This window comes from Anaerosphaera aminiphila DSM 21120 (assembly GCF_900129925.1).
GTDB classification, from domain to species: domain Bacteria; phylum Bacillota; class Clostridia; order Tissierellales; family Peptoniphilaceae; genus Anaerosphaera; species Anaerosphaera aminiphila.
In genome coordinates this window covers 1-26,310 of sequence record NZ_FQXI01000015.1, presented here as the reverse complement: position 1 = coordinate 26,310, position 26,310 = coordinate 1, and the positions used below count along the sequence as shown (strand labels likewise).

The 26,310-nt window shown below is 32.6% G+C and carries 17 protein-coding genes and 1 tRNA gene; 6 read left to right on the top strand and 12 right to left on the bottom strand.

Going from position 1 to position 26,310, the window contains the following annotated elements:
* Window positions 1–75: 75 nt before the first annotated feature.
* From BUB47_RS08455 to BUB47_RS08400, 12 genes are all read right to left on the bottom strand, one after another.
* On the bottom strand, window positions 76–4,089 hold the full coding sequence (locus BUB47_RS08455; protein WP_073185382.1) for a Cna B-type domain-containing protein: 4,014 nt from the start codon (window positions 4,087–4,089) through the stop codon (window positions 76–78).
* A 786-nt stretch (window positions 4,090–4,875) separates the two neighbouring features.
* Window positions 4,876–7,980, bottom strand: a complete 3,105-nt coding sequence (locus BUB47_RS08450; RefSeq protein WP_073185380.1) for a Cna B-type domain-containing protein — start codon at window positions 7,978–7,980, stop codon at window positions 4,876–4,878.
* A 759-nt stretch (window positions 7,981–8,739) separates the two neighbouring features.
* On the bottom strand, window positions 8,740–10,809 hold the full coding sequence (locus tag BUB47_RS09835) for an LPXTG cell wall anchor domain-containing protein (protein ID WP_083529179.1): 2,070 nt from the start codon (window positions 10,807–10,809) through the stop codon (window positions 8,740–8,742).
* A 290-nt stretch (window positions 10,810–11,099) separates the two neighbouring features.
* The gene (locus BUB47_RS08440; protein ID WP_073185378.1) at window positions 11,100–11,741 is read right to left on the bottom strand and encodes a V-type ATP synthase subunit D; all 642 of its coding nucleotides are present in this window, start codon (window positions 11,739–11,741) and stop codon (window positions 11,100–11,102) included.
* A gap of 11 nt (window positions 11,742–11,752) precedes the next feature.
* On the bottom strand, window positions 11,753–13,129 hold the full coding sequence (locus BUB47_RS08435) for a V-type ATP synthase subunit B (protein WP_073185376.1): 1,377 nt from the start codon (window positions 13,127–13,129) through the stop codon (window positions 11,753–11,755).
* Window positions 13,122–14,894, bottom strand: coding sequence for a V-type ATP synthase subunit A (locus BUB47_RS08430; protein WP_073185375.1), 1,773 nt, complete (start codon window positions 14,892–14,894; stop codon window positions 13,122–13,124). Before BUB47_RS08430 ends, BUB47_RS08435 begins: the two co-directional genes overlap by 8 nt.
* 14 nt (window positions 14,895–14,908) lie before the next feature.
* Window positions 14,909–15,217, bottom strand: a complete 309-nt coding sequence (locus BUB47_RS08425) for a V-type ATP synthase subunit F (RefSeq protein ID WP_073185418.1) — start codon at window positions 15,215–15,217, stop codon at window positions 14,909–14,911.
* Entirely contained in the window at window positions 15,210–16,211 is a 1,002-nt protein-coding gene (locus BUB47_RS08420) for a V-type ATP synthase subunit C (RefSeq protein ID WP_073185373.1), read from the bottom strand. Before BUB47_RS08420 ends, BUB47_RS08425 begins: the two co-directional genes overlap by 8 nt.
* Window positions 16,212–16,220: 9 nt before the next feature.
* On the bottom strand, window positions 16,221–16,775 hold the full coding sequence (locus tag BUB47_RS08415) for a V-type ATP synthase subunit E (protein WP_073185371.1): 555 nt from the start codon (window positions 16,773–16,775) through the stop codon (window positions 16,221–16,223).
* A 16-nt stretch (window positions 16,776–16,791) separates the two neighbouring features.
* Complete coding sequence (locus BUB47_RS08410) at window positions 16,792–17,259, bottom strand: V-type ATP synthase subunit K (RefSeq protein WP_073185369.1); 468 nt, start codon at window positions 17,257–17,259, stop codon at window positions 16,792–16,794.
* Window positions 17,260–17,262: 3 nt separating this feature from the next.
* Window positions 17,263–19,206 carry a V-type ATP synthase subunit I gene (locus tag BUB47_RS08405; protein WP_073185367.1) on the bottom strand — a complete coding sequence of 648 codons (1,944 nt, stop codon included), beginning with the start codon at window positions 19,204–19,206 and terminating at the stop codon, window positions 17,263–17,265.
* Window positions 19,193–19,516: an ATP synthase subunit B family protein gene (locus tag BUB47_RS08400; RefSeq protein ID WP_073185365.1), complete on the bottom strand. Its 324-nt coding sequence runs from the start codon at window positions 19,514–19,516 to the stop codon at window positions 19,193–19,195. Before BUB47_RS08400 ends, BUB47_RS08405 begins: the two co-directional genes overlap by 14 nt.
* A 308-nt stretch (window positions 19,517–19,824) precedes the next feature.
* Here BUB47_RS08400 and BUB47_RS08395 point away from each other — a divergent pair.
* From BUB47_RS08395 to BUB47_RS08370, 6 genes are all read left to right on the top strand, one after another.
* Window positions 19,825–19,913: transfer RNA gene (locus BUB47_RS08395), tRNA-Ser, on the top strand.
* Between the two features lie 219 nt (window positions 19,914–20,132).
* Window positions 20,133–22,352 carry a heavy metal translocating P-type ATPase gene (locus BUB47_RS08390; RefSeq protein ID WP_456059109.1) on the top strand — a complete coding sequence of 740 codons (2,220 nt, stop codon included), beginning with the start codon at window positions 20,133–20,135 and terminating at the stop codon, window positions 22,350–22,352.
* Between the two features lie 590 nt (window positions 22,353–22,942).
* Window positions 22,943–23,734, top strand: a complete 792-nt coding sequence (allE, locus tag BUB47_RS08385; protein WP_073185363.1) for a (S)-ureidoglycine aminohydrolase — start codon at window positions 22,943–22,945, stop codon at window positions 23,732–23,734.
* A gap of 15 nt (window positions 23,735–23,749) precedes the next feature.
* Entirely contained in the window at window positions 23,750–24,796 is a 1,047-nt protein-coding gene (gene allD / locus BUB47_RS08380) for an ureidoglycolate dehydrogenase (protein ID WP_200779511.1), read from the top strand.
* Window positions 24,797–24,837: 41 nt separating this feature from the next.
* Window positions 24,838–25,992, top strand: a complete 1,155-nt coding sequence (locus BUB47_RS08375) for an MFS transporter (protein ID WP_073185361.1) — start codon at window positions 24,838–24,840, stop codon at window positions 25,990–25,992.
* 113 nt (window positions 25,993–26,105) lie between these two features.
* On the top strand, window positions 26,106–26,310 hold a 205-nt coding region (locus tag BUB47_RS08370; RefSeq protein ID WP_143270630.1), incomplete at its 3' end, for a transposase family protein.

The following is a 26,310-nucleotide window of genomic DNA, read 5'->3' as shown; positions in this document are numbered from 1 at the left end:
AATTTTTATCTTTTCTATTATACCATTAAAAATAGCTGAGTAAATTACCTCAGCTATTTAACCTATTACTTATTTTTATTTCTTTTTCTTTAACAAATACATTCCCACTGCCAAAAGTGATATTCCTGAAACTGTAAGTGATGTCATTGCTCCTACTCCAGTTTTTGGAAGTATCTTTGAAAGTGTTGAAGATTTTACTGCTTCTTCCTGCTTTGATTCTTCTTTTGCTTTTAGTTCTTCGGTTGGTTCCTCGTTTGATTTCTCTGTTGTAGTTATCCTTTTATAAGTGTTGGTTATTGTAACACTACCCCTTACACTTTCATCATAATTTACTTCATATCCACTTGGAACTTCAACTTCTCTTACTGTATAGGTTACTTCTCTTCCATCTACAATTTTTTTAAGTCCTGTCCAATTATGACTCCAGTTGTTGGTTTCGTTTAGTTCTATTACTTCTCCATATTTTTCACCATTGCAATAGAGTTGTACTTTTATACTGTCTGGGCGAAGATTGTCTTTGTTGTTTTCATCGTCCCACACTTTTTTTACTGTAATATTTCTATCTTCTTCTGTGTATCTATTTTTTATGTTGTATCCACTGTAACTTGCCTCATAGTTTTCAGGCACTACTTCTTCTACTGTGTATTTTATTAGTTTGTCATTTTTATACTTTGGAAGGTCTGTAAAACTGTATTTCCAATTTCCATTGCTATCAGGTGTTACTGTTTTCGTTCTAACTATTACATTGTCTGCCAATAAGTTTACCACTATACTACTTGGTCGTTTACCTTCATTGTTATAATCATCCCAAGTTTTTTCTCCATCTATATCTATCTCAGGTGTTGGATTCGTTGGAGGTGTTATTGGTGGTTTTTCTGGGGTATGTGTATTAGTTATTACTATATTGCCCTTTGAGCTTTCTTTTTGACTACTTACATAGCCTGATGGAACTCCACTTTCTTCAACAGTATAGACTATATCTTTCCCGTTTTCTTTTTCAGGTAAGTTAGTCCACTTGTAACTCCAGTTGTTCTCTTTATTTAGTGTCTGTGTATCTACAAGGGTCTTTATTCCATCTGCAGTTTTATATAGTTTTACTTCAATACTTATTGGACGAATACCATCTTTATCATTAGCATCATCCCAGCTTTTCGTTACTTCAACTTGCGTCTTACCAGGTGTATAGCTGTTTTTAATACCATATCCAGTTGTTTCTTCACTTGTATATCCTGGCACAAGTTTTTCTTTTACTGAGTATGTTATCTCTTCTCCATTTTCATATTTAGGAAGATTATCAAAGCTATATTTCCAGTCACCATTTCCATCTGAAGTTACTGTAATATCTTTTACTTTGTCAGTTTTTCCAGCTACTGTTTTATATAGTTCTACAACTATGCTTTCAGGTCTATTTCCATCTTGGTTATTTCCATCAACCCAAGTCTTTTGTCCTTCTAAAGAAACAACATTTAATTTATTTGTTATATTATATCCATCAATTATAGTTTCATATCCTGGAACTTTTACTTCTTCAATAGAATACTGATATTTATTTCCATTTTCATCATATTTTCTCAAGTTATAAAAAATGTATTTCCAATTATCTAATTCATTTACATTCATATGGTCTATTTCTGTACCATTCTGTAATAGTTTAACTATTATTTCATTTGGACGAATACCATCTTTGTCATCTCCATCATCCCAAGTCTTTTCACCTTCAACGTCTATATATTCCGGTTCATTATAAGCCGTAATAAGTATAGTTTCCGTTTCTGTACCATCTATAGTAAATGTGTCCTTACCATCTAAAAATACAATTTCATCAGTATATCCAAATGGTGGCGTTACTTCTACTACCTTATATTCACCATTCGACAAGTCTCTAAATATAACTTCCCCTTTTTCATCAGTGATTCTTTCAGGTTCTCCGCCATCATCTGGCGTATACTCTGTCCAGTCTCCAGATTTATCATTTTTTTTCTCTAGTTTAAATTTAGCTCCTGCCAGTGTTTTTTCAGTACCGTCTTCTAATTTTTTAATAGTTACAGACTGTGCATCTTTAAAACCACCTCCTGCTTCTAGTTTCTTATAGGTAACAGGTTCCGCATCATCTGTAAGGTCTTCGCCAGTCCATTTTATAGTAGCTGAATTCTCAAGCTTCTCTCCACTTGGAACACTTTCTAGCACACATAGGTCTTTAAATACCAATCTAAAACCAATTACACCAGTTCCTTCAGGTGATTCTGCTGTTTTTGTTGCATCAAATATTCTCTTATAGGCTTCTTTAGTCTTAGTTTTTTGAGTAGCGGTTAACTTATTATCACCCTCTATAAGAGAATTTATTCCTTCAAGACCTTCTAGTTTTTTCGGACTTTTTAAATCTCCTGGCAAATTTCCAAAATTAAATATAACCTTATTTCTATTATAATCATCCTTATCTATAAAAATTCCATAAGATATTGGTGATGAATCTTTTTCAAATCTTATTTTAAAATCGTCCCATATTTCTCCTTCCTTTTGGTCCATTTTCGGGAAAGAGTCATTTCCTAGCACACCGTAGTTATTCCAACCACCTTCTACAATAGTAGATGACACATTTCCTTCAATATTGTTTCCATCTTTATCTGTACTACCTTCAGGCATAGCAGCGTAAATTGGCATAGCTAAATCTATATCACTAATGTCTTTTCTAAATTCTACTCCAGCCGGTAATTCATCTATTACTATAAGATTTTCTTTTGTGCCAATGTTTTGCTCTTCATTATTATATATTTTTCTATAATCTTCATAGTTTACAAGTATTTCCCATGTTACTGTTTCTTTATCTCTATTTTGCCAACCATTTTTTTTAATTGGTTTAGTATCTCCTAATTCTTCCATAGGTTTTTCACCAATGTCAATTCCCGGAAAAGCCTGTTCTCCAACATGTATTATTGTATCTTCCTTTGTTATTTCTTTTGCTTCTCCTGTAACCTTAAGATATCCACCTGTTATAGCGCTTTTTCCCGTAGCATTTTTATTTAATACAATTTTAAATTTAGCCAGATTTTCTCCTTCTGCTGCTACTATTTCATAGGTTCCGATAACTTCCTCTACACCAGTGACTTCATTTTCCGCTTTTATATCAACAGGTTTTGTTGTTTCATTAAATTTAAAATAATCACTTGGTAAATCGAATTCAAACCAATCTCCAGTTACTAGACCTTTTTTTAAAATATCAGTAATTTCCCAATTAATTGTAAATTCCAAACTTTCTCCTACTTTTAATGATATATCCGGAATTTTTCCATCTTCTCCTGGTTCAATTATTTCCCACTCATGATTTTCATTAAACTTAGCAAATATAACAGAAATTTGGTCTACTGCTTCATTCCCATCTTTTCCCTTAAGCTTTACTCCTATATTTTTAGCTTCTCTTTTTGAGCTCACTTCATCATTAAATAAACCTAACATGTATGTATTTGTAATAACTGCATTAGCATCACTTACATAGTCTATACTACTTTTATAATAAGGTATCGGTTCTTCTTCAACTGTGTATTTTATTAGTTCGCCATTTTTATACTTAGGAAGATTTTCAAATGTATATTTCCAATTGTCTTCTTCAGAAATACGTACTTCATCTATTTTTTTCCCATCAGCAAGTAAATTCACTGCTATAAAAAGTGGTTTATTTTGAAATAGACCTTCTTCCCATTCTTTCGTAACTAAAAAGTCTACAGTTTCTCCACTTTGTGGTTTATCCATATTTTCTTCCGGATTTTCTGTTTCAGGATTCGTTTCCTCTGGATTTATTTCCGGATCTATTTCACTTTCCTCTATGTCTTTTACTTCTTCGTCTTCATTTTTATTTTCATCATATGAAAACTTACTTTCTTCTAAAATTACATCCCTTTCTGATTCTAGTGAATTTTTAGACTCTACATTTTTTTGGCTCTCTACATTTCCAACTTCACTACCTATTAAGCTGCCCGCTTCAAAATTATTTGAATTTGCATTTGAATTTGCATAAGAAATTAATGGTTGAATGTTCGAAAAAACCATAGCTAGCAGTAAAACAATTGTTATCTGTCTTTTAAATTTTTTCATTTTTTGTCCTTCCTTTTATTAATTATAATTAGTTAAATATTTCTATTGTTTTAATATCAAATATTTAACTACAATCCATACCTATTTTTTAATATAGATTATTTCTGTTTTTATCGGCCACATAAATATTTATTATTACACTTACTTCATTTATAAATCTTATAAAATATATCTATGTTTCACACTTAATAACTGTTTTTGCACTACCAGTCCCTTCATGTTCCTTCTCTTTTTATTATAAATACTTTTAATAAATGCTTTACTCAATTTAATCTTATAGCACTATTTTACTAATTTTTGACTTTAAATTCTTAAAAATCTACAATACATTTCTAACGAAGTCAGTTTATATACTATTTAGATTTTGACTAATCCCTTTAAAATCACTGCCGTTAAATATTATACTAAGACTATAAAACTATTTTTATATTTTTCTACAATATAATTGTAAAAATTCCACTTGTATTGTTTAATTCATATATCCATTATAAACACTAATAGTATTATAATCAATGCGAATCTCTATTTTACTAATGTGTAACCACTTTAATATTTACTTTAAGTGTACTGTCTTTTGGTACATTATATGTAAATTTTAACTTTAATTATTTCAATTCCTCATTTAAGTACTGTTCTACTTTAGTATAGGACTCTTATGTATATTTTTATGTATATTTATACAATACTAAAAACATGTCTTTTTAAGATATATTAAAAAAATAAGAGTAGAAATATATTTCTACTCTTATAAAAAACTTTAATTCTTAGCGCAATTTTTACTTATTTTTATTTCTTTTTCTTTAACAAATACATTCCCACTGCCAAAAGTGATATTCCCGAAGTTGCCAATGATGTCATTGCTCCTACTCCAGTTTTTGGAAGTATATTTGAAAGTTTTAAAGCCTTTACTGCTTCTTCCGGTTTTGATTCTTCTTTTGCTTTTGATTCTTCAGTTGGTTCCTCGTTTGATTTCTCTGTTGTAGTTATTGGTTTATAAGTGTTGGTTATTGTAACACTTCCTCTTACACTTTCGTCATAATTTACTTCATATCCACTTGGAACTTCAACTTCTCTTACTGTATAGGTTACTTCTCTTCCATCTACAACTTTTTTAAGTCCTGTCCAATTATGACTCCAGTTGTTGCTTTCATTTAGTTCTATTACTTCTCCATACTTTTCACCATTGCCATAGAGTTGCACTTTTATACTGTCTGTACGAAGATTGTCTTTATTGTTTTCATCATTCCACACTTTTTTTACTGTAATGTTTCTATCTTCTTCTGTGTATCTATTTTTTATGTTGTATCCACTATAACTTGCCTCATAGTTTTCAGGCACTACTTCTTCAACTGTGTATTTTATTAATTTGTCATTTTTATACTTTGGAAGATTTGTAAAACTGTATTTCCAGTTTCCATTGCTATCAGGTGTAACTGTTTTTGTTCTAACTATTACATTGTCTGCTAATAAATTTACCACTATACTACTTGGTCGCTTACCTTCATTGTTGTAATCCTCCCAAGTTTTTTCCCCATCTATGTCTATTTCAGGTGTAGGATTCGTTGGAGGTATTGTTGGCGGTGTTGTTGGAGTATGCTTATTTACAATCACTATAACACCTAAATTGCTGTCATTTATTGTTACATCATAGTCATTTGGAACAGATACTTCTTTTACTGTGTACTTTATTTCTGCCCCTTTAGCTTTTTTATCTAGGTTAGTCCATGAATGACTCCAATTATTGGATTCATTTAATTCTACTTCTTCACCATGCTTTTCGCCATCTGCATAGAGTTGAACTTTTATACTCTTTGGACGTATTCCATCTTGATTGTTTTTATCGTCCCAACTCTTTGTAACATGTACAGTTGTTTTTAAAGGATTGTAAGTATTTTCAATATCATATCCCTTTATTTCATTTGTGTAATCCGGCACTGGCTGTTCTTTTACTGAATATATTACTTCTTCTCCATTTTCGTATTTAGGAAGATTTTCAAAACTATATTTCCAGTCACCATTTTCATCTGGAGTTACTGTAATTGTTTTATCCGTAACTTGTGTGAATTCTCCACCTACTGTCTTCCATAGTTCAACTACTATCTCTTTAGGCCTATTTTCTTCTGGATTATTTCCATGATCCCAAGTTTTTTCTCCCTCAACTTTTGTTGTTTCAGGAGCCGGCTGTTCTCCTGGAGTATAGGTATTTGTCACTTTGAAATCTATGGTAAACTTATCGCCTTTTTTTCCCTCTATCTTATCTATCACAGAAGTATAACCTTCTGGTTTATTAACCTCTTCTAAAGTATAATCTATTGCAGATGCTCCTTCTTTTGTAATTTTATATTTTGGTAGTTCTTCCCAAGAAGTTTCCCAATTATTTTCTTTATCCAAAGTTACCAAGCCTTTTAATTCTTCAGTATCTTTTATGTTTTCTTCATCTGCTTTTAATTGTACTTGAATACTATTAGGTCTGGTATTTCCAGCATTATCTTCATCTTCCCATAATTTTTCTGCTCTGATTAGAACTTTATTACTAGTATTAATTCCACCATCTACTCCTATAAATTCTACTTCTCCACCAGCTTCTTCTCCGACTCCTTCATTCCATTCTAATCTAGCTGTATTCTTATATGGTCCATCTGGTCCAACTACCATTGTTACTATTGATAAATCATATCCTATAACTTGACCTTGCGTAGGACCAGTTTCACCATATATTATCTTTGTTTGTGATTTTTGTTCATCATTTAAATTTTTGTCTGCATCTATTAATGCTTCAAAGCCAGTTTTACCGCCAGCAAAATTATGATATGTTTGTCCATTTCCAGGTAAATCACCAAAAGCTAATATTACTGTTTCTCTATTGGTCTTTTCATTAAAATACCATCCTACAGTTGGTTCAGCAGAGTTTCTCATTGTTTTCTTATAATCTTCATAAGATTGTCCTTCTTCTGGCATTTTAAGCGTTGGTATTACTTTTAGCGAAACAAGACTGTATCCACTCATCTCTCCAGTAGGAGTAGGTGCATATACCGGTATTTTTATATCAATCTGATCTTCAAGTTTCCTATTCCTATCAACTAATACATTTTCCGGAAGTTCATCTATTAATAGCATATTCTTTCTTTGTTCTATTGCCATTTGCGGGTTATAAGTTACTAAATTATAAATTTGGTCATAATTTATCTTTAATCCCCATGCTATTTCATTAGCATTGCCATGTTGGCTTCCCGTTTTATCAATTATAGGTTTCTCATCAATTCCTCCAAGGCTTGGATTCTCTGGATCAACTTCTGGTTCACCTGGATCAACTCCCGGTTCATTTGAATCAACAGTAACATCTACTTTAACCTCTCCCTCAGCATCTTCTCCAATTACAAGATCATCTCCTGTAGAATAGACTGATGCCTTAAATTCGAAGAACCCATTATCTATTGTAGTCTTTCCTTCTGCATTTTCATTAAAGGTAATTTTAATATAATATTGATCTGGGTTAGAATTAATAAGTTCATATTCTCCTACTTTAATATCGCCATCTAATAAAGACCCCTTAAAATGTTTTGTATCAAAATACTTAGTTGCAGGTGCCTTAATTTTAAAATAATCTCCAGCTTTTACATTGGGAGCATAAGAATCATCTATCTTAAATGTATATCGAAGAAATAAAGAATCTCCCACATTAATTTCTTGCACTTGTATTCCTGAATCATCAAATATACGTAACTTTTCTGAAGTTCCTGATTTTATAACACTTGTTTCTTCAGCATTTATTATTGCATGTCCCCCTATATCTATCCCTGTTTCTTCTGCAAATGTCATTCCTGTTGCTACTATTAAATCTAATAGCATAGCTATTATTAATAGCCAACTTATCTGTCTTTTTTTACTCATACCTATCTATCACCTTTTCTAATTTTTTCAACCAAATATAAATAAATGTAAATATAAATAAATGTAATGATAATTTAAATTATTTAATTTTTAGTATCTTCATCTGATGAAATAATACTTTCTTATATAATTTATCTTTAACGCAAGTCATTAAATTAAAATAATTGCCTTATTAAACTCATTTTACATTAATCCTTTACTTATATACTGTCTCTTCACTTAAATTTATTTGCATTTAACTTATTTCTATCATCCATATTTTCTTAATCGCCATACTTTTCCTAAAATATTAAACCGAATATTTAGGTTCACTAAATTTTCAACTATTAATATAATCTTCACAATTACGAAAAAATTAAACATCCAAATTCTATTACAATTACTATATTTAATAGTATCTCTTATTTTATATTATACCTCCCTCTCAATTTTTGTTTATAATATAGTACAATTATATCAAATTGCTTATTTAAATCAATGGAAATTATTGCATATATTACATGTTAAGTGACTTTATTACACTTCATTGTCTATCTTTTAAGTGTCTTTTTTAATTTCACAACTCTTTAATTTCTTCTATTTTTCAATGCTTTTTAATATATGTAAATATTAACTTTTCTAAATCTACGTTTTTAATTGAATATAATTATAATCTATTTATTTTTTAATAAAATTTTAAATAAAATCAGAGTAGAAGTGTTTTTCTACTCTGATTAATCTCTACTTTTTACTTAATATGCTCTATTAAATTTTTATTTGTTAATCCTTTTTCCTCAGTAAATAAGCTCCTATAGCAAGAGAGGATATTCCACCGCCAATAAACAAGCTTATATCAGCTATTCCTGTTTTTGGTAGCATTGGAATTATTGACTCTTCTACTACTTCCTCCACTGCTTCAGGTTCTTCCGTTATTTCTACTTTCTCTATTATTTCTACTTCTTCTACTTCCTCCACTATTTTAGGTTCTTCTATTATTTCTTCAGCTGGAGGTATTATTGGTGTCGGTGGCTTTTCTGGATCTGGACCTGGATTAGTTGTAGTTGGTGGAGTTACTATTGGAGGTATTATTGGTGTCGGTGGTTTATATTCATTACTAAACTGAATTTTATCTGGGTCTAATTTATTTCCAGCTGCATCCATATATACCACTTCTGATATTAACGTATTTGTAAGTCTATCAAATCTAACTTTTACAACTGCCTTATAAATAGTTCCATCATATATTATATCAGGATTATTTCCTTTTACTTCTTTTAAATAAAATTCAAATTCACCTTCATGATCTACTGGTATCTTAAATACAAAATCCCCATTAGCATCATTCGTTACTTTTATTTCATTACCATCTTTATCAAATAAAACATTTCCTTCTTCATCTGTAAGTACAAATTCAAATTCTTTATCTTTTGGTTTTTGCCCCGGTCTTCCTATTACTTCCTTGTTTCCTCCTAAACCAGCTTCTCCTGTTGGTAGTTCATCAAATTTATTCCAGAACTCTAATGATGTATCATTATATTTTTCCCCTGCATCAGCAAATTTACTTTCGTGAACTCCGGTAACTTCAATTAATGAATCAATAAATTTTTGCATAGGATCATCTTGGAAACCCATATCAACATCTGTTATTTTTTTTATGTCATCTTTAGAATAAGCTATTAAATCTTTAAAAGGATCATCATCACCAGGCATAACCATTCTTACTTCTACTAATTTTGTCCCTTCAAATTTCAAATAGTATATTCTTTCATCATAAGTTACTCCTGGAAGTTTTTCTTCACTTAAATACGGTTTATTTTCTACTTCTATTAATTCACTATCTTCGTCATCAGGGTCATCCAATACCCATCTTGTAGGCTCCTTCGTTTCATTTCCATCTCCATCAAGATATAGAAGATCTCCTTCTATATAAGAAACTGTACCATCATCATTTAATACTTCACCTAATATTTCCTTCTTTTGATATTTTTGTACTTCTGTAACTTTATAGTAAGTTGTACCTTCAGCATCCGGAATTATGGTAACCGATCCTTTACCATATCCATCTTCGCCCTCTTCAAAATCTATATATTTCTCTTCAATATCCAAATCAGGACGTTTTACAGGTTTGCCATCTACTATATCAGCTTTAGCATTCTCTCCATTAAGAACACCGTCTATCCAACCAACAATGTTTCCAGCAGCATCCTTTATAGCTTCTTCAATTTGTATTAAAAAATCTCCATCTTTAATTTCTCTTTTTGGCTTACCATTAGAATCTATTACAATTGTTTTCTCTTCTTCAAATTTTTCAATTTCTTTATCTTCTTCTATTTCAGAATTTTGATTTTCTTCATCTGCTAAAATATAATTTTCAACAGTTTCTTTGTCTGTGTCACTTGTTTCTTTATCTGTGTCTTCTGTTTCTTTTTCTGTGTCTTCTGTTTCTTTTTCTGTGTCTTCTGTTTCTTTCTCTGTATCCTTTGTTTCTTTCTCTGTATCCTTTGTTTCTTTCTCTGTATCACTTGTTTCTTTATCTGTGTCGTTTGTTTCTTTTTCTGTGTCGTTTGTTTCTTTTTCTGTGTCGTTTGTTTCTTTTTCTGTGTCGTTTGTTCCTTTTTCTGTGTCGTTTGTTTCTTTTTCTGTGTCACTTGTTTCTTTGTCTGCGTTTTCTACTTCATTAAATATTTCTTTTCCTTCTGATTCTGATATCTTTTCTGCACTCGTTGATACTACAGTATCAGTACTTGAGTCTTCTACTGATTCAGCATAAACAATATTTTGAACTCCTAACGATGAAAATATTATTGAAACTGCTAGTAGAATACTACATATTCTATTTTTTAATTTCACTGTCTTCCTCCTACTTACTCTATTATTAAATTTACAATATTTGCCTGAAATATTTATGTTCATTAAACCTTCAACTATTAATATAATTTTCATAATTACAAAAAATTTAATATATAAATTCTACTATAATTACTATATTTAATAGTGTTTCTTCTTTTCTATTATACCTCCCACTCAATTTTTGTTTATAATGTAGTACAATTATATCAAATTATTTATTTAAATCAATGAAAATTAAAAAAGCTAATAAAAGAGATATTTTCTCTATTATTAGCTTTTTATATTCTATACTATTCTTTTGCTGTTATTATATCTTTTACTTTCATTAGTCTTGTTATATTTGCTCTCTCATTTTCATCCAGTTTACTTACAATATATCTAATGGTATCTTGTAAATCCGGTATGGTTTTATATTCCAGAGCATTTACTCTACGTCTCGTGCTTTCTATTTCACTTGCCATTAGTTGAACTGATTTTTCAATTTGTGCAAGTTCCAATAATTTTTGCATTATTTTATTTAACTTGTCTATTGCATCATCTACATCTGCTGTAGTTTGAGCATATCCATAGGGGTATATTGAACCCTCTTCAGAAGTTTTTTCAACTTTAAATTCCATTTCAGGTATTTCTACACTCATTACATTTTTTGTCTTTATTTCCAAGTTAATTTTTTGAGTTGGAAACATTATTGCCTCTTCAAGTATTTCAGGGCTTGTAAAAGCTGATGCCAATAAAAAATCTTTAAATGAGCCGGAAAGTTCTTCTTCAACTTCTTCTCTAAGTCTTTTATTTTCCTTTATTATACTTATAAATCTTCTCATCAACTCATCTTGCTTGTCTTTTAAAAGTTTATGTCCTCTAGTAGAGGTCTCAAGACGTTTTTTAAGTGTTGTTAAGTTCATTCGCGTTGGACTGACATTTAGCTTAGCCATAATATCACTCCCTATTCTCTATTTACAAGGTATTTATCAAGGTATTCATCTCTAATTCTCTTTAGTTCTGTTCTAGGTATTATGCTTAGTAAATCCCACCCTAAGTCCAATGTCTCTTCTATGGTTCTATTAGTATAGTATCCTTGATTTACATATTTTCCTTCAAATTCATCTGCAAATTTGGCAAACGCCTTATCTGCCGGTGAAAGTGCCGACTCTCCAAGTATTACAGATAGTTCTTTTGCGTTTTTTCCTGATGTATATCCTGCATATATTTGGTTCATAGTGTCAGCGTGGTCTTCTCTGGTCTTGCCCTCTCCAATTCCTTTGTCTTTAAGACGGGAAAGAGATGGAATTACGTTTATTGGCGGTTCAATTCCCTGTTTGTATAGATCTCTTGAAAGTATAATTTGCCCTTCTGTTATATATCCCGTCAAATCGGGAATGGGATGGGTAATATCATCTTCGGGCATTGTCAATATCGGTATTTGAGTTATAGAACCCTCTCTCCCCTTTATTCTGCCGGCTCTTTCATAAATTCCCGCAAGGTCGGTGTATAAATATCCAGGATATCCACGACGTCCCGGAACTTCTTTACGAGCTGCTGAAATTTCTCTAAGAGCTTCTGCATAGTTTGTCATATCAGTCATAATTACAAGCACTTGCATTCCAAGTTCAAAGGCCAAGTATTCAGCACAGGTAAGTGCAACTTTTGGAGTTGCAAGTCTTTCTATTGCAGGGTTGTCTGCAAGGTTCATAAATAGTACTGCCCTGTCTATCGCACCTGTTTTGTTAAAGTCATCTATAAAAAACTGTGCTTCTTCAAAAGTTATTCCCATTGCTGCAAATACTACTGCAAATTTTTCTCCAGAGCCTATAACTTTTGCCTGTCTGGCAATTTGAGCTGCTACGTTGTTGTGAGGAAGTCCTGCTCCTGAGAATATAGGCAACTTTTGACCTCTTACCAGTGTATTTAATCCGTCAATTGTAGAAATTCCCGTTTGAATAAATTCTGAAGGGTAGTCTCTACTTGCAGGGTTTATTGGCGAGCCGTTTATGTCGACTTTTTCCTTTGCAATTATTCTAGGCCCATCATCTATAGGATTTCCCAAGCCGTCAAATACTCTACCTATCATGTCCGGACTAACTCCAAGTTCCAAGGGTCTTCCCAAAAATCTCACAGATGTGTCTTTTAAGTTTATTCCACTGGAGCCCTCAAATATTTGAACCATTGCCTTGTCTTCTTCTATTTCAATAACTTGTCCACGTCTTCTCTCACCTGTTTGAAGTTCAATGTCCACAAGTTCTTCGTAAGTTACTCCCTCTACTCCTTCTACTATCATAAGAGGTCCTACAACTTCAGCTACTGATTTGTATTCTTTAAGCATTTATAGTCCCCCTTTTTTCTTCTAATTTTTTCATTTCCATCTCTATATCTTCTATTAGTTCATCTAATTCAAATAACGACTCTTCAGATATATTTTTCGTTCTGGTAATTCTCTCTCTTATTGGCATTTCCTCTATTTCAGAAAGATAAACTCCACTGTCTATAGCACTTATTGAAGAATCATAAAATTTAAGTATTACTTTCATCATCTTACTTTGCTTTTCCAATGAGCAGTAGGTATCAATATCATTAAAGGCATTTTGTTGCAAAAAGTCTTCACGAATTGACTTTGTAACTACCAGTTTAAGTTGATCTTTTTCTGATAGAGAGTCCATTCCAACAAGTCTTACTATTTCTTGAAGGCCTGTCTCTTCTTGCAAGAGAGCTATTGCCCTCTTTCTATTTTTGGAAAAATCCACATCTACATTTTCATCAAAATATGAATCCATTTTATCTTGATATAGAGAATAGGAATCTATCCAGTTTATTGCAGGAAAGTGTCTTGCATAGGAAAGGTCATAGTCCAATTTCCAAAAGACTTTTACTATACGAAGAGTTGATTGGCTTACAGGCTCAGATATATCTCCTCCAGGTGGAGAAACTGCTCCTATTACAGATAGTGCACCTTCTCTATCGTCACTTCCGTAGCACTTTACACGTCCTGTTCTCTCATAGAAGTCAGCTATTCTAGATGCCAAGTAAGCAGGATATCCCTCGTCTCCCGGCATTTCTTCTAAACGTCCACTCATCTCACGAAGAGCCTCTGCCCAACGAGATGTGGAGTCTGCCATCATTGCCACAGAATAACCCATATCTCTATAGTATTCAGAAATTGTAATTCCCGTATAAATAGAAGCCTCACGAGCTGCCACCGGCATATTTGAAGTGTTTGCAATTAAAACTGTACGCTTCATAATTGACTGTCCGGTTTTCGCATCTATTAGTTGTGGAAACTCCATAAGTACGTCTGTCATTTCATTGCCACGTTCTCCACAGCCTACATACACCACGATCTCAGCATCTGCCCACTTTGCAAGCTGATGTTGAACTACAGTCTTTCCACTTCCAAAGGGTCCCGGTATTGCTGCTGTTCCACCTTTAGTTATTGGAAAAAAAGTGTCTATTACTCTTTGTCCTGTTATTAGGGGAGTATTTGGATCTATTTTTTTCTTATATCTTCTTCCCTTACGCACAGGCCATTTTTGCATCATTGTAAGTTCTTTTTTGCCTTTGTCTGTCTCTAAAATACACACTGTTTCATCTATTGTGTAGTCTCCTGAAAATATTTCCACTACTTTTCCGGAAATCCCCACAGGCACCATTATTTTGTGAACTACTACAGGAGTTTCGTCAACTGTCCCTATAATATCTCCTTCAACAACTTCATCTCCCACACTTATTGTAGGCTTAAACTTCCACTTCTTTTCTCTATTTAAACTCTTTACTGATCTGCCCTTTAAGAGAAAGTCTCCCGATTGAGCTCTTAATATCTCCAAAGGTCTCTGTATTCCATCAAACATCTGCTCTATAAGTCCCGGACCAAGTTCAACTACAAGAGGTTCTCCTGTTGTACTCACTATATCTCCAGGCCCTATACCTGTTGTCTCCTCATAAACTTGAATTGAAGCCCTATCGCCTCTCATCTCTATGATTTCTCCGATTAGTTTATTCTCAGATACCTCTACTACGTCATATACGTTGGCATCCTCCATTCCACTTGCCACAACAAGCGGTCCAGAAACTTTTATTATTTTCCCTGATTTCAAAAAAAGTTCCCCCCTTATAAAATATTAGATCCAACTGCTTTTTCTACATTTTCGTTGATCTTGTCCATTGCCATATTTAAAGTCCCTTGATTAGAAGGGATTAGTATTATTGCAGGTATTACTTGTCTATTATATCTTTCAATTGTCTCTTCAACTTTACTTGCCAATTCTTCTGTTATGAAAATTACTCCATAATCATCTTTTGCAAGTTTATCTATTTTATTTCTCGCATCATCTGCTTCATAAGATATAACTACGTCTATTCCCAGTACTTTAAAAATAGAAACTGAATCCTTATCTCCAATTACTGCTATTTTATACATAAGTATCACGCAACCTCTCTTTAATAAAAGATGTATCTAAACCATTTTGTTTGGAAATTAAGACAAATCGCAAATTTTTTATTTCACTGTCTTTTGCCAAGAGATATGCAAAAATAACCTCCGGACCATAGGATATTGTCCTTGTGTCTTTCATTTGTTCAGTAAAGTAATTGTCCTTTTCCCTTTCAAATATGAAAAGCGAACCGGAGCGATTGTACTCTTCAATTCCTCTTTTTACAGGTTTGTAAATATTACTATTTTTAAATAACGGGCTTTCTTCATCTATTTTTTTAGAAAAAAATTGTTCTATTTGATACTTCTCAATATTTCCGCCATCTATTAAAACATTTTTTAAAAAACTGATATCTCTTCCCTGTCTTTGACACCTTAACAATATATTTATATTAGAAAAATCTATTAAATCTTCTACATACTTTTTGAAAAAATCTACTTCCAATTCAAGAGCTGTTTCTTTTAACTTTTCAAAGTATAACTTGTCTAAAATTATATCTATATATTGAGGGTTTTTTGTCTTCTCATAAATATCTTCCGCTTTATTTAAAGCATCTAAGTACTCATTGTCTGTAAATTTTTTTCTTGAAGATTCAATTTCCTCTCTGAGTTTTTCAATGTTAAACCTTTCTATATCTATAATTAAATTGCTAAAATCTTCTCCAAGTATTTTTTCCTTAGCTAGCACTTTTAAATTGTGATAGCAGTACTTTAAGGTCAATAAGTCCACTACTTTCTCATCGGGACACAGCTTATAGTACTCAGCATAAGTTCTCAGCTCTTCTGCTCTTAAAGCTTCTTCATAGTCTTTAGGATCTTCTAATTTAGATATGAACTGCTGATACACAGAATCACTTAAATTTCTAAGTGCATCACTTAAATTGTTTGACTCTATGAGTCTGTCAAAGGCACGTGTGTTTAAAAGTTTTTTCTCTAAAACTCTAGTTGATGCAGATAATTGGATAAATGCACTTCTATCCATACATACCTCCTAATTTTGAAATATTTTATCAAATATTTCACTTTCCATATTAACTTTAATATCATCTATTAAGCTTGAAAATTTATTGTTATACAATACAGTTCCATTAATTAGCGAAAATCCATCACTTACAAATTCATCTGACAACTGAACTTTTAAGTTTTCTCTCTTTACAGCTTCTATATATTTTTCTGGAACCATTAGTATGCAATCTTCACTTGGCCCTATTGTTTCTAAGGATTTTTTTAAAAACTCCACATACTCTTCTTCTGAAAGATTTTCCAACTTAGACAGTGCAGATTTAAAAACTCTATCTACAACTTCTTCCTTAGATTTGATTATTAAATCTCTAGCTTCAAGTGTTGCTGAAGAAACTATTTTCTCTTCTGTTTCCACTGCCTCTAGTTTTTTTCTGTCCATTAGCCTCTTTGCATCTGCCCTTGCCTCTTCTTCCTTGGATGTTACAATTGCATATGCTTCATTTTCAGTAGTTACCATTATTTTCCGAACTTCTCTCGTTGCATCTTCTTCTATTTTATTCGTAAGATTATCTACACTTGACACTTTATCAACTCCTAGATTAAACTCTTGCCCAAACTAAGAATGACATAGCTAACGCAAGAATTGCATATAATTCAACCATTACAGCTAAAATCATACCCTTTGTTTGTTGTTCTTCATTTTTTGCAAGTATATTAATTCCCGCTACTGAAACCTTTCCTTGAGCTATTGCAGAAAAACATCCAACAAGTCCTACTGGTAGTGATGCTCCCAATAGTGTAAATCCGTCTACTACACTCATTGTAGGTGATAGTTTAGATAATATTAACATTCCAATTACAAATCCATATAGTCCTTGAGTTCCCGGCAACAACTGTAGTATTAAAGCTTTACCAAATTTTTCCGGTTCTTCAATAACTACTCCTGCTGCTGCCTCTCCTGCTATACCTACTCCCTTTGCTGAACCTATTCCTGCAAATAATGTGGCTATAGCAATTCCTAAAACTCCCAACATTATTCCACCATTTTCAATAAAAAAACCTTGCATTACTTATTCCTCCTCAATATTAAAGTACTTTGATTTTGCAATCATATTTTTAAAAGGTATTCCTCCACCTTCGTAAAATTTATTAAACATCTCCACATAGGTCAACCTTGCAGTGTGAACATATGCTGACAAAAATGATAAAAACATATTAAATAATTGGAATCCAACAAATATTAAAACTCCTGCTACAATTCCAAATATGCCCTTTCCAACTAGCATTCTAACTATAATATTAATAGCTACAGAAATAAAACTTCCTGCAAGTGCAAGTGCCATAAGTCTTAAATAAGATACAAAGTCACTTAAGTAAGATGTTATTCCATATAGGGAATAAATTCCCCATCCTATTTTTGCCGCTATTGACTTCTCATGTCTTCCACCAGTTAAAACAATTCCAATCATTCCAAGTGCCATTACTATTATTGCCATTTTAAAAATCATCGGATTAATGTTCATTAAGTAACTTATTAATGCCACAATTACTCCAACTAGTGCCATATACCAAAATCCCACATCAAATAGTGCATCAAAGGGCTTTTTATCTCTTATATCCATATAGCCTTTTATTCCCAGAGAAAAGAATATGTGAATTCCTCCAAATATTAAGGACATCATAATCATTTCCATGTAATCTACTGCCGGGTCAATTATAGCTTTAAGTGGCAATAAATCTCCAAAAAAGGAACCAAATACAAAACCCCACATTACTGTGGAAACTCCCAAGTATCTAAAAAATGTAACCATACCCTTCATTGCCTTGTTTAAATTGAAAAACTTTAACGCAATAGAGGCGCCTAATACCATCAACAGCCCAAATCCTATGTCTCCTACCATTATTCCTGCAAATACAAAATAAAAGGGTGCAAATAGCGGTGTAGGATCTATTTCATTGTACTTAGGCATAGCATACATAGCCGTTATAGATTCAAAAGCTGTTACAAATTTATTGTTCTTAAGCTTTATTGGAACTTTTGGATCATCTTTATCTGCATCTTCAATTTGAATGTAATAATTATCTTTTAAAACACTGTCCAGTAATTTAATTAGCTCATCACTATCAGAAGTGGGAACGTATCCTTCAATAATATCCACACTCTTAGTCTTTATAAAATTCTCACTGGACTCTATTCTAACTTTACTGTTTCTCAAATATTCATAATATACTTGAAAGTCTTCCAATAGTTCTCTATAGCTTTTTATTTCTTCTTCAATTTCTATTATTTTAACTTTAAGTTCTGATATTTCACCTTCCATTGATTTTATATTTTCACTTAAAATTCCCTTTGTTTTAATTTCCACAGATGTAAATCCACTTTCTTTAAGAAATTCATAAATTTCTTCATCTTCAGAAATATCATTGTATATAACTAAGTACAGAAAATTTTTATCGCTACTCACTTTTTCTACAGATGTAAACTCAAAACTCTTTATTTCACTTATTAATTTTTCTTCATATTTTGCAGAAATAGTTCCTATTCTAACTACTACATTTCCAAAGCTCTTTAATTCCTCTATGGGAACGCCAATACTTTGCCATGGACTCAGTGTAGATATATTGGACTCCAAACTTAAAATTCTCTGCTCCATAGTACTTTTTTCATCTGCCAAATTATGAAGCTTTTCATAGTTTGTATTAAAATCAAAACTCTTCGCTCTTTTTATAAGCTCTTCTAATGTTAAATTTTTATTTCCCTCTTTTAAAGCATCTAAGCCTTTCTTCTTTTCGGAAAACTTACTCAATAAATCAATGCTCCACTTTGCCTTTGTTATCTCGTTGTCCAATTCCATTAGTGCATCTGAAACATTTATTTCAGTTAAGTAGTTATCTTCTTCACTTTCAAGGCGATTAAAGTGCACATCATTAAATTTCTGAAGTGATTTAAGTAAATTTTTTCTGTCTGAATCAAAGGAAAATAAGTTAAATTTACTCATTTTAACTATTGCCATTAACCATCACTACCTTTTTTACTATTAAATCTACAAATTTTGATAAGTCCTTTTCATTTAATGCAAGTATTTTGTCAGATTCATGTTTTGCCTTGTCTAAAATGGGCTTTGCTCTATCATTTCCCCTTTTTGTTGCCTCATCTATTAAAACTTTACCCTCAGCTTGTGCTTTATTTACAATGTCTTCATATTTTAATTGACCTTCTTTTTTCGCATTTAATAGGATAGTACTTGCTTCTACTTTTGCATTGTCCAACCTCTCTTTAGATTTTAATTCAATGTCTTTTATTTTTTCAATTGTACCGGACATAACCTCACCTCCAATGTAATTTCACCTAGTTAAATTTATTTATGTAAAAAATATATTTAATATAAGTGAAGTGCATTTATATTAAATATACCCTTGTAAGCTCCTCTTAAATAACTAATGTAAAAATTTGTTTACGATACTTTCACTATATACTATTTTCTATTATTTATATAGCTTTTTTCTTACGGCTTGTGAATATTATAGTCTTTTTCTCTTCCAATACAAGTTCCTTTTTCACATGTCCTATTTTTTACAATTAAAGTAGTCAAATTTTACAGAGTATAATATAATTAAAATGTGGTTTTTTAGGAAGTGTATCGAAGAGGTCATAACGAGCTGCACTCGAAATGCAGTAGCCTATTTGGGCACGTGGGTTCGAATCCCACCGCTTCCGCCACTGATATTCTCCTTTACATATTTAAAACTTTGCTAATACCTCTTTATTTACATATCCTAATTATTTTACAAACTTGACAATTAATTTACTATTGTAATAAAATTTAATAGAGAATTTTAATCCACAGTGCACAACTAATACTGTTTTGCACTGAAGTTAGGCTTACTGGAGTTTAAATATTTTTGTATTGAAACTCAGTGTAGACAAAGGAGTGTTTTTTTGAAAAATATAAAAGGCAATCAAAATCATAACCACTCTAAGCACCACGAAGAAAATTTAGATGAAACTAAGTATTTTAAAGACCAAGATAACAAAGAACAGGTTAAGGGCGAAAATATACAAATGCACAGTGAACACTCTAGTAGTGATGAACATATGCATATGGACCATAGCAACATGAGTGATATGAGTCACGATAACATGGACCATACAAATCACGGTGACATGGACCACAGCAGTATGGGACATATGGGTCACATGGGAAACTTAAAGCAAAAGTTTTTCGTCTCTCTGGTAATATCTATTCCAATTTTAATCCTTTCACCTATGATGGGTATCAAATTACCTTTCCAATTTACATTTCCTGGAAGTCAGTGGATTGTACTGATTTTATCTACAATTTTATTTTTTTATGGCGGCATGCCTTTTCTAAGTGGAGCTCGTCAAGAATTAAAGGACAAGAGCCCTGCCATGATGACTTTAATTTCCCTTGGAATTACAACTTCTTATTTATATAGTCTATACGCATTTATATCAAATACCTTTATCAATCCAAATGGACACGTTATGGATTTTTTCTGGGAACTGGCAACTTTAATAGTAATTATGTTGTTGGGCCACTGGATTGAAATGAGAGCAGTTGCAGGAGCAGGAGATGCACTTCAATCCCTTGCAAAACTTCTTCCTTCAGAGGCAAGTGTTCAACAACCTGACGGAAGTTTTAAGCAAACCCCTCTTTCAAGTCTTGCAACTGATCAAGTTATAATGGTCAAAGCAGGAGAAAAAGTACCTGCCGACGGAATTATACTGGAGGGTAGCACTGATATTAACGAATCCATGTTAACCGGAGAAGCAAGCAAAGTTTCAAAAAATAAGGGAGATACTGTAATAGGTGGTTCTCAAAATGGATCGGGAAGTGTTTTAGTAAAAGTTACAGGCACTGGCGATTCAGGTTATCTTGCACAAGTTATGCAACTTGTAAGTGATGCTCAACAGGCAAAGTCCAGAGCTGAAACTATGTCCGATAAAGTAGCTCGCTGGCTCTTTTACATTGCAACTGCTACAGGTATTATTACTTTAGTAGTTTGGTTTGCAGTAACGAAAAAACTTGACGTAGCCGTAACTAGAATGGTGACTGTTCTTGTTATTGCGTGTCCTCATGCACTTGGCCTTGCAATTCCACTTGTCACTGCTCGCTCCACATCTCTAGGTGCACAAAATGGTCTATTGGTCAGAAAGCGACAAGCTCTTGAAACTGCACCTAAGGTAAATGTTGTAATGATGGATAAGACAGGAACACTTACAGAGGGAAATTTTAAAGTCACAGAAGTAATTTCTCTTAATAACAACTACTCAGAGGAAAGTATACTTTCAATGATGGCGTCTCTTGAAGTAGGTTCTTCCCACCCTCTTGCAGTTGGAATTGTAAGTGAAGCAACCAGCCGTAAATTGGAAATTTTAAGCGCAAATGAAATTCAAAGTTTACCCGGAGTTGGAATTGAAGGTAAGTTAAATAATAAAGATGCAAGAATTGTCACTGCAAACTATTTAAATAAAAATAATATTTCCCATGATTTTAAAGAGTATGATGATTTATCTAAAAAGGGCTATTCAATAAGTTTCCTTCTCTTAGAAGGTAGTGTTGTAGGCGTTGTAGCACAGGGAGATGAGATAAAACCTCAGGCAAAATCATTTATTTCACAGTTGAAAAGCTGGAATATTACTCCAATAATGTTAACTGGCGACAATTCTGCTGCAGCTGAAAAAACAGCAAATTTCTTGGGAATAGACGTTTTTAAATCCTCACTGCTTCCAGAGGACAAAGAAAAAGTAGTAGAAGAATATCAAAACTCAGGTAAAGTAGTAATGATGGTTGGAGACGGAGTAAATGATGCACCAAGCCTTGCTCAAGCTGACATAGGTGTGGCCATTGGAGCCGGAACTGACGTTGCCATAGATTCTGCAGATGTAGTATTGGTAAAAAGCGACCCCTCAGATATAATTCACTTCTTATCTCTTGGACGAGATACCACTAGAAAAATGGTACAAAATCTTTGGTGGGGTGCAGGATATAATATAGTGGCAATTCCACTGGCAGCCGGAGTACTATCTCCTATAGGAATTACCCTTAGCCCTGCAGTTGGTGCAATTTTAATGAGCTTATCTACAGTAATTGTAGCTATAAATGCACTTACTCTCAAAATTAGAGACCTAACCTAATTTACGAAGTAAATTACTGGTAGGTCCTATGTCAGGTTTTCCCAAGACTGGAAGGCTTGGTTGAAAACTACGACAGAGACCTAACCTAACAATCTATAGAAATCTACGATTTCGTCATAGATTTTATGCAAGAATTCTCCACGAGCATTAGCGAGTGGGTAGAATTTACTGCAAATTTTAAATTTAGTTTAGTTAAAATATAATTTAATTGAAGCCTAAGAGTGAAGATAAATACTGCAAATTATTTTTATTGTATCTTTCCTATAAAAATAATTAACTTTGGAATTTTAATAAACTTTCAAATTAAAAAACAACTAAACTTATTAAACAACCCAAAAGCGTTTCAGAGGTGTAATGGAAGGATTTGGGAGGGCATGAGGAGAAATCGCAATCTCCTTCGCCCTCCCAAAAATTTAAAAAATAAATTTGAAATCAAATGGAAAACATAGATAATGTTATGTTTATTTATACTTTGTCAACAGTCTAAGGCCTCAATTTAATTGAAGTCTTTTTCTTTATTTCCACATTAAACTAATTTAACTCTATCATTTGATATAATAGTATTAATAAATCTGTTAGGAGATGATTAAATGGGCTTTAGAAATAACAACGTAGGATATCCAAATAACCTTTTAAATTCAAGAAGTATAATTAAAAAAGGTGAATACGCGCTAATAACCCCTGATGGAATGGTAAATAATATTATTCCAAATTTTACAAACTGCAATACAACTATACTTTCCTCACCAAAACTTGGTGCCAGTTTTGTAGACTACTTAGTTGATTTTCTACCTTGTGGAAAATTTGAAAACTTTGGTGGATATGGGGTTGAGTCATTTTTATTTATTATTGAGGGAAGTGCAAAAGCAACTATTCAAGATGAAAATTTTTCTTTAGAAAGTGGCAGCTATATCTACTGCCCTGCCAATAGCACTTTAAGTGTTGAAAATACTTCTTCAGAAATCACAAAAAGCTTTTTATACAAGAGGCGCTATATACCTGCACCAAACCTTGAAATACCTCCAATTGTGCATAATAATATTTCAAACTTGGAGCCTGTTTACTATGAAGGTATGGATAATTTAAAATTTTACAACTTACTACCCGCAAATGAAAATTTGAGTTTTGACATGAACTTTCACATTTTGTCTTTTGAACAAAGTGCTTCTCATGGCTACATTGAAACACACATTCAAGAACACGGTGCCTACATACTATCTGGAGAGGGAATGTACAACTTAGGCGGAAATTGGATTCCAGTTAAAAAAGATGACTACATATTTATGGGAGCTTATACTTTACAAGGTGCCTATGCCATAGGAAACAATCTTCCATTTAGCTACGTCTATTCTAAAGACTGCAATCGTGATGTAATTATATAGTTAAAGGAGAATTTTATGATAGAAGAAAATGTTGTAAGACTGTCCTTTGAAGAATTAAAGGAACTTATTAAAAATAAACTTATGTCTGCCGGACTTCCTACAGAACATGCCGAGGCAGTTTCTGATCACTTGGCATATGCAGATGCTCATGGAATTCACTCTCATGGTGCTGTTCGAGTGGAATACTACGCTGAGAGAATTTCCAAAGGTGGAAGCAACATAAATCCAAATATAAGCTATGAACTTAAAAGTGACAGCATTGGAATACTAGATGGCGACAATGCTGTTGGACACTTTATTGCAAACTTAGGTCTAAAAAAGGCTATTGCACTTTCAAAAAAATCAGGCGTTGGTGTAGTTGGAATGAAAAATTTAGGGCACTGTGGAGCTCTTTCCTACTACCTTAGAAAATCTGCTGAAGAGGGATATATTACTATTGCAATGGCTCAATCTGACCCAATGGTTGTAATGTATGGAGGTGTTGAACCCTACTTTGGGACAAATCCAATAGGATTCTGCGCTCCCAGAAAAAATGGCAGTCCCATTATTTTTGATATGGCAACTACAGTAATAGCATGGGGAAAAGTTTTAGATGCACGCTCTAAGGGAACTTCCATTCCCAATAATTCTGCAATTGATAAAGATGGAAATGTAACTACCAATCCAAATGAAGCTGTTTCCCTACTTCCAATTGCTGACTATAAGGGCTCCGGACTTATGATGATGGTAGATATTTTAGCCGGAGTACTGCTTGGTCAACCTTTTGGAAAACACGTTTCTTCAATGTATTCAGACCTATCTAAAGGTAGAGAACTTGGACTTTTATACATAGTTTTAAATCCTGAATTTTTCGTTGGAAGTGAAGTATTTAAAAATTCCATAGACCAAATGGTTGAAGAAATACACAGCATGGAAGTTGTAGAAGGGCACGATAAAATTTCCTACCCTGGAGAAAATAGTGAAAATATCTATAAGTTGTATTCAAAAGAGGGTATACCCATAGTACAAGATATTTATAATTACTTAATAAGCAGTGATATTCACTTTAATAAATATGACTAATTACTTTTTACTTGAAATAATCCTAATAAGGAGATGATTTTATGGATAATTCTAAAAAATCTCAAAGTATTTGGACTAAGAACTTTATATTAATTTCAATAATAAATTTTTTAATCTATTGTTGCTGGCAGATGTTTCCTCCTTCACTTCCACCCTATGTAAGCTCCCTAGGTGGAGCAGATAATATACTGGGTTGGCTAAACGGAGTGGCAACTATTGCAACTTTAGTTATAAGACCTTTCTCCGGAAGTATAATGGATAAATTTGGCAGAAGGGGTATTTTTAACTTTGGTTTAATTTTACTTATAATTTCTTCCCTTGCCTTTTACTTCTCACCTTTCATAGGAATTATATTTGCAATAAGGTTTATTCACGGAATAGCTTGGGGAGTTGCAAGTACGGCAAGTAACACAATTGCAACTGACAATATAAAAAAAGACAATATGCCTAAAGGCATGGCCTACTTCAGTCTTTCAGTAAGTCTTGCATCTGGAGTTGCACCTGCAATAGCTCTTTCAATTAATACAAAGACTATGTTCTTAACTGCCTCAGCATTTGTATTAGTGGCATTTTTAATGAACTTTGCAATAGACTATCCAAAACAAGTTTTAAATACTGAAAAAAGTTCTAAAAAAGTATCACCCTATGAAAAAAAATCTATTTTACCGGCATTTTTAATGTTTTTAGTGACTACAACCTATGGTGCAATTGTAACTTTTGTTGCTCTACTTGCAGCTGAAAAGGGAATCGCAAATATAGGGTTGTTCTTTACCCTTTATGCAGTTGGAATGCTAGTTGTAAGACCTTTCTTGGGAAGTATAATTGACAAAAGAGGATTTGGAGTAGTTATAGTTCCCTCTGCAGTATTGTCTATTGTAGCACTTTTAATTTTGTCTAATGCAAATACTTATGTAGCATTTTTAATGTCAGGAACTCTCTACGGAATTGGCTACGGAGCACTTCACACTTGTTTTCAAACCCTGTCTGTAATTTCTGTGGAGCCTAATAGAACTGGCGCTGCCAATGCAACATTTTTTACGGGATTTGATGCGGGAATGGGCTTTGGTTCAATAATTGCCGGCTCAATTTCTGCTAGAGTTGGATACAGCTCAATGTTTGGAATACTTAGCTTGTGGTTTGTTGCAATAATTATAATTTATCTACTAAGTAGTAGACATATAAAAAAGGTTCTATAATAAATGTTGGGGTGAGTACTCCAACATTTATTTTTTTGCAAAAAAAGAATGCACGTATCCCAAAAATCCTTTACCATATAAAGTGACTAAACCAAATAGAAAGGGTGAAATACGTGCAAGATAATTATATACAAAAACTTCTCAATATTAAAGATATTATTGTAACAAATATAACAGAAAATAGTGAAACCATAGAAGTTTCTATTAAGTCTACTAATAATACAGGTATTTGTCCTTGTTGTAAACAGCCTACTACAAGAATTCATGACTATAGACTCCAACGTGTAAGACACAGTAACATCGGATTAAGACAAGTAT